The organism is Hyphomonas sp., from assembly GCF_040882205.1.
Lineage (GTDB): Bacteria > Pseudomonadota > Alphaproteobacteria > Caulobacterales > Hyphomonadaceae > Hyphomonas.
The window spans coordinates 1-4847 of sequence record NZ_JBBEBT010000140.1 but is presented as its reverse complement, the minus strand read 5'-3'; the positions used below and the strand labels follow the sequence as shown (position 1 = coordinate 4847).

Sequence of the window (4847 nt, the reverse complement as noted above, 5' to 3'; positions counted from 1 at the left end):
GGGGCCATCGCTCGGTCGGCCGCATGCCGACACCCTGACAGGGTCGAAGCACGCGGACATGAAGGAATTGCGCTGCAGCGCCGCTGACGGCGTCTGGCGCATCGCCTTCGCATTTGATCCCGGTCGGCAGGCAATTCTGCTTACCGCCGGAGACAAGTCAGGTGGCAGCGAGAAGCGCTTCTACAAGCAACTTATCGCCCGGGCCGACGAACGGTTCGACGGCCACCTGAAGAGACGGAAAGGATGACGACAATGGCACGGACCCTCAAGGACAAGCTGGCCGCCCTTGATCCTGCGCGGCGCGCAGGCATCGAGGCCGAAGCAGATCGTCTGCATACCGAGTACCTTACGCTGCAGGAACTCCGGAAAGCAAAGGCAATGACGCAGGTCCAGCTTGCCGAAACCCTCGGCATACAGCAGGCAACGGTGGCGAAGTACGAGCGTCAGAGCGATCTGCTCCTCTCGACCCTCACGAGCTACGTGCGTGCGATGGGAGGCAACCTCAGACTGATGGTGGAGTTCCCCGGTAAGGCTCCGGTCTCACTCGAGGGGCTCGGAGACACTGAGGGGCCCCGTCCGAGGGGCCGCGCGGCGCGGGAAAAACGACAGGCAGAGAAGCGAGCCTGAGCATTTCGAAGCGCGCTTCAGGCTGAGGCCGCCAAAGAAGTCACGGATTCCCCCTGCCCCGACCGTATTGCCCTCGGCATATCGCTTGGCCTGAGTATAAATCTGTTCGACGCCCAGCGGGTCCTGGTCAATCACCCCGTCGATACCACCCTGTCGCTATCGCCCAGTCTTTATCCGGCCAGCGCTTTCAATACGCGCAGCATGCCGCGCAGCGCCTCCTCGGACTTTGTCCGCCTGAGCCACGTCTCACACTCGCTGCGCAGCTTGTCGGCGGCGCTCTTTTTCGCTTTCCCGGGCTTTTCCGCGTCCTCGAAGAATTCCATGATCTCGACGCCGAGCACTTCGGCAATGCCCGGTAGCATGCCCACGCTGATCCGGTTCGAGGCAGTCTCGTACTTCTGGAGCTGCTGATGGCTTATGCCCAGCTGTTCGGCGAGATCCTGGAGGGTCAGCCCCGCCTCCAGTCTCAGCTGTCGCAGTTTGGCGCCGACCAGACGGTCAAAGTCATTCGGCAATCTCGATCCCGGCACTTTGCGCTTTTGTGAATTCATCATGTTCTCCGAAGCCAGCCCCGCTCATTTAGAGCCACGCTTTTGTAGTTTTGTGTAGCCTGTCGCCCGAACGTAAGTGTCGCATTCAAACTACACGTGAAGCGCCGCTCGCCGGCAAAAGGTTCCAGAGACGTAAGGGGTTTCCATAGCGCTTCGGTCTTCTTCCGCTTCCGGCGCGCGGCCGGGGCGAAGTGGGGCCATTTGCTTCGAGTTTTCGATTTGGCGCTTCTTGCTACCGAAACCCCTGCTCTGTGAAAGCATGCAGCCCGGCCTTGCCGCAGCGCACAGATTGCAGGCTCAACGGGTGTGAACCAGCGACGATGACGATACGCCACAATCCGGCTCCTATGCAGCGCAAGCCGAAACCGCTAAATGTGGACCGCTATGATGATCCCCGACCCGGGGATTTGAAGCGCTGCAATTCTCGCAAGGGAAGGTGATTTGGACCTCAGGCTCGATCTGGAAGACGTCTCCTTTGTCAAAACCCTCATCCAGGGCTGCAACGTCGAATGCGGCGCCCTCCTGGGGGAACTTGACCTGCCCGGCGACTGCCTGGAACCCGGCGGAACCTACCGCGTCAGCTTCGCGGATTACGTCCGCATCCTGCGCCGCCTGGTCGAGGTCTCCGGCGACGAGACCTGCACAGGCTCCGCACGCCGGATACTGGTCGGCACAACCCCTTTCCTTCTGGGCGGCGTATCAAAGAACACAACTCTTCGAGAGGCGTTCCAGCGGCTCGCTGACGGGTACAACTTCGCGCATGGCGGAAGCTACAACCGCGTTCAGGCAAGCTCCAACCGGCTCATCTACATCGTTGACGACACCGACTTCCCCTACTCCCACGCAGATTTCAGCCGTGACCGGCATCCCTTCATAGAAAGCATTCTGGTGTCCCTGCACGGCCTGTTCGGCAGGCTTGCCGGTCAGTCGCTTGCAGACCGCGTGCTGCGGGTCACGACACGTCGTCCGGCAGACGACCCGCGAGGCTCGTTCCTGAAATTCTGGCATGCGCCGGTTCAGCGCGGCGCCGAATACTATTCAATCCAGTATGATGGCCGCATTGCCGACTGGCCGGTCCAGCCCATCGACGAAGCGGCCTATCTGAGCATCTTCGATGCGGCGACAGGGCTCTTGGACGATAACACGGAAGCTGCCTCCGGCGGTGACTACTGGACCCGGCGTACCGGCCAGCTGATCACGTCCGGCGCTGCCATCCAGTCGGAGGCCGTTGCCGCCTCGCTGGGCCTCAGTCCCGCGACCCTGCGGCGACGCCTCGCCGGTGAGGGCGCAAACTTCAGGTCGCTGCGAGCCGGCGCACTGAACGCAAGGGCGCGGCGCCTCCTCGCGCTTGGAGAACCGGCACACAAAGTGGCCGCCGCACTGGGTTTCGCCGACCTGCGGAGCTTTTCACGCGCGTTCAAGGGATGGAACCGTGTCACGCCAACCGCATTCCAGGCCGGACCGGGTACAGCGCAGGAATAAACGCTCCCGCACATGAGCCTGGCGCGCAGCGGTGAGCGCAATTGTCCTCCACTGTTGACGGATATTGTCGTCGCCCTTTCCGGGTCAGCGCTGCATCTGGTGCGCTGGGAGACCGGCGACAGATCGGCTCCATCCAACCGGGAGGAAGAAATCATGTCCGATTCATGCAGCAGATCCGTCGCCAGCCGTCCATCGTCATCGCGGATCAGGCCGCTCTACCTGGGCGCATCCTTATTGGTTATCGCCGCAATGACCCTGCCGGCCTATGCCCAGGTTGAACCGGTCGCCGCGGCACAGGACGAGGTTGCCGAAGGCCGGCTTGACACGGTGGTCGTCACCGCGCGCCGCCGCGCGGAAACCCTGCAGGACGTCCCGCTTGCCGTGACAGCCTTTGGCGAGGACCAGATTTCCAATCTTCAGGCCGACAATGTGTCCGGCCTGCAATACGCCACGCCAAACCTCTATTTCGACGAGGGCGACGCGTCCAACGCCGTGGTTTACCTGCGCGGGGTCGGACAGAATGACAGCCTCGCTTTCGCTGACCCCGGCGTCGGCGTCTACGTGGACGACGTTTTCATTGCACGCTCTCAGGCTGCCTTCCTTGAGCTCTTCGATGTCGAGCGCGTCGAGATACTGCGAGGACCGCAGGGAACCTTGTATGGCCGCAACACCATAGGCGGCGCCGTGAAGTTCGTGTCGAAGCGCCCCACCGATGACCTCGAGGCCTACGGCGAAGTCGGCCTGGGCAATTTCAATTCCGTCATCGCCAAGGGCCGCCTGAGCGGCCCGCTCTCGGAGGGCAAGGTCTACGCCAAGGGCGCGTTCGCCTATTCCAAACGCGACGGTTTCAACGAAAACGTCTTCACCGGCGAAGACGACGGCGACGTGAACAGCCTCTCGGGCCGCGTCGGCCTTTACTTCACGCCAAGCGACGAACTGGAATTCGACCTGACGCTCGACGCCAGCCGCGAACGCCCTGACACATCACGCAATCCGTCCCGAAGAACAGCCGCCACCGGCATCCCGGACCCGATCGGCGCGCCCTTTACGCCGCAGACTTTTCCGGCCTCCACGGACCCCTATCAGGTGAACGTCAATGCCGGCGGACTGTCAGACATCGACGCCTACGGCCTCACGGCGCGGGCAAGCTGGCAGGCAACAGACGCCCTGCGGCTTGAATCCATCTCCTCCTATCGCAGTTTCGAATTCCAGCTGAACCTCGACACCGAGGGAACCCCGCTGAAACTGCTCGACGTCTACCTCGACCAGACACAGTCCCAGTTCAGCCAGGAACTGCGCGGGACTTATGATGCAGGCGGCCCGCTGAGTTTCACCGGCGGGGTATACTATTTCCATGATGATGACCTGACCTTGAGCGGCGTAGACAATCTGTCAGCCTCGCTCTTCGGCTTTCCCGTCACACTGTTCGGCTTCGCCACATCCTCCCTCGCCGACACCAAGCAGATCACCGATTCCGCCGCGGTGTTCGGTGATCTTTCATATGACCTGACAGACCGGCTGAGCGTCAGCGCGGGCGCCCGCTACACGACCGAAACCAAGGAGTCGTCACGGCGCTTCGAAAACTACTTCAATCCGGCGGTTTCGGTCATTACAGGCCGACCACCTTTCCTGACCGGCGCCGGCACACCCGGTATCATCATTGACGGAGAAGCGGACTTCGAGGCTTTCACGCCGAAAGTATCCGTCGCCTACGACGTGTCGGATGACATTCTGGTTTATGCGTCGGCGTCCCGCGGCTTCAAGAGCGGCGGCTTTTCCGGCCGCGCGAACAACGCATTCGGCTTCCAGCCGTTCAAGCCCGAATTCGTCTGGAGCTATGAGGGCGGCCTGAAAACAAGCTGGAATGATGGCCGGCTCGTCGCCAACGCGGCGGTCTTCCTGAATGACTATACCGACATTCAGGTCACATCCTTCGGCGCCGACCCTGTGACGGGCGTATTCGTCGACCTTTTCACAAACGCTGCAGCGGCCACCATCCAGGGTCTCGAACTGGAACTGCTTGCAATACCCGTGGACGGACTATCCCTCTCCGCCTCGGTCGGACTGCTCGACGCTCAGTATGATGAATTCGACATCCTGGTGGGCAATGTCGTGACCGATGTCAGCAGCCGCTCCCTCGTAAACTCTCCGGAAGTCAGCGCCAGCTTTGGCGCGACCTATGATTTC

The 4847-nt window shown here is 61.7% G+C and carries 5 protein-coding genes and 1 pseudogene; 4 read left to right on the top strand and 2 right to left on the bottom strand.

Features of this window, described 5'->3' with window-relative positions; all coding sequences use genetic code 11:
• Both WEA77_RS05535 and WEA77_RS05530 read left to right on the top strand, forming a co-directional pair.
• On the top strand, positions 1-247 hold a 247-nt coding region (locus WEA77_RS05535; protein WP_368066871.1), incomplete at its 5' end, for a type II toxin-antitoxin system RelE/ParE family toxin.
• Between the two features lie 5 nt (positions 248-252).
• Positions 253-627, top strand: a complete 375-nt coding sequence (locus WEA77_RS05530) for a helix-turn-helix domain-containing protein (protein WP_368066870.1) — start codon at positions 253-255, stop codon at positions 625-627.
• 3 nt (positions 628-630) lie between these two features.
• Here the strand turns inward: WEA77_RS05530 and WEA77_RS05525 are convergent.
• Both WEA77_RS05525 and WEA77_RS05520 read right to left on the bottom strand, forming a co-directional pair.
• Positions 631-774, bottom strand: a pseudogene (locus WEA77_RS05525) (restriction endonuclease); the annotation flags it as partial.
• Between the two features lie 23 nt (positions 775-797).
• On the bottom strand, positions 798-1178 hold the full coding sequence (locus WEA77_RS05520; RefSeq protein ID WP_368066869.1) for a helix-turn-helix domain-containing protein: 381 nt from the start codon (positions 1176-1178) through the stop codon (positions 798-800).
• 441 nt (positions 1179-1619) lie between these two features.
• Here WEA77_RS05520 and WEA77_RS05515 point away from each other — a divergent pair, with 441 nt between their 5' ends.
• The gene (locus WEA77_RS05515) at positions 1620-2660 is read left to right on the top strand and encodes a helix-turn-helix domain-containing protein (protein ID WP_368066868.1); all 1041 of its coding nucleotides are present in this window, start codon (positions 1620-1622) and stop codon (positions 2658-2660) included.
• A gap of 249 nt (positions 2661-2909) precedes the next feature.
• On the top strand, positions 2910-4847 hold a 1938-nt coding region (locus tag WEA77_RS05510), incomplete at its 3' end, for a TonB-dependent receptor (RefSeq protein ID WP_368066867.1).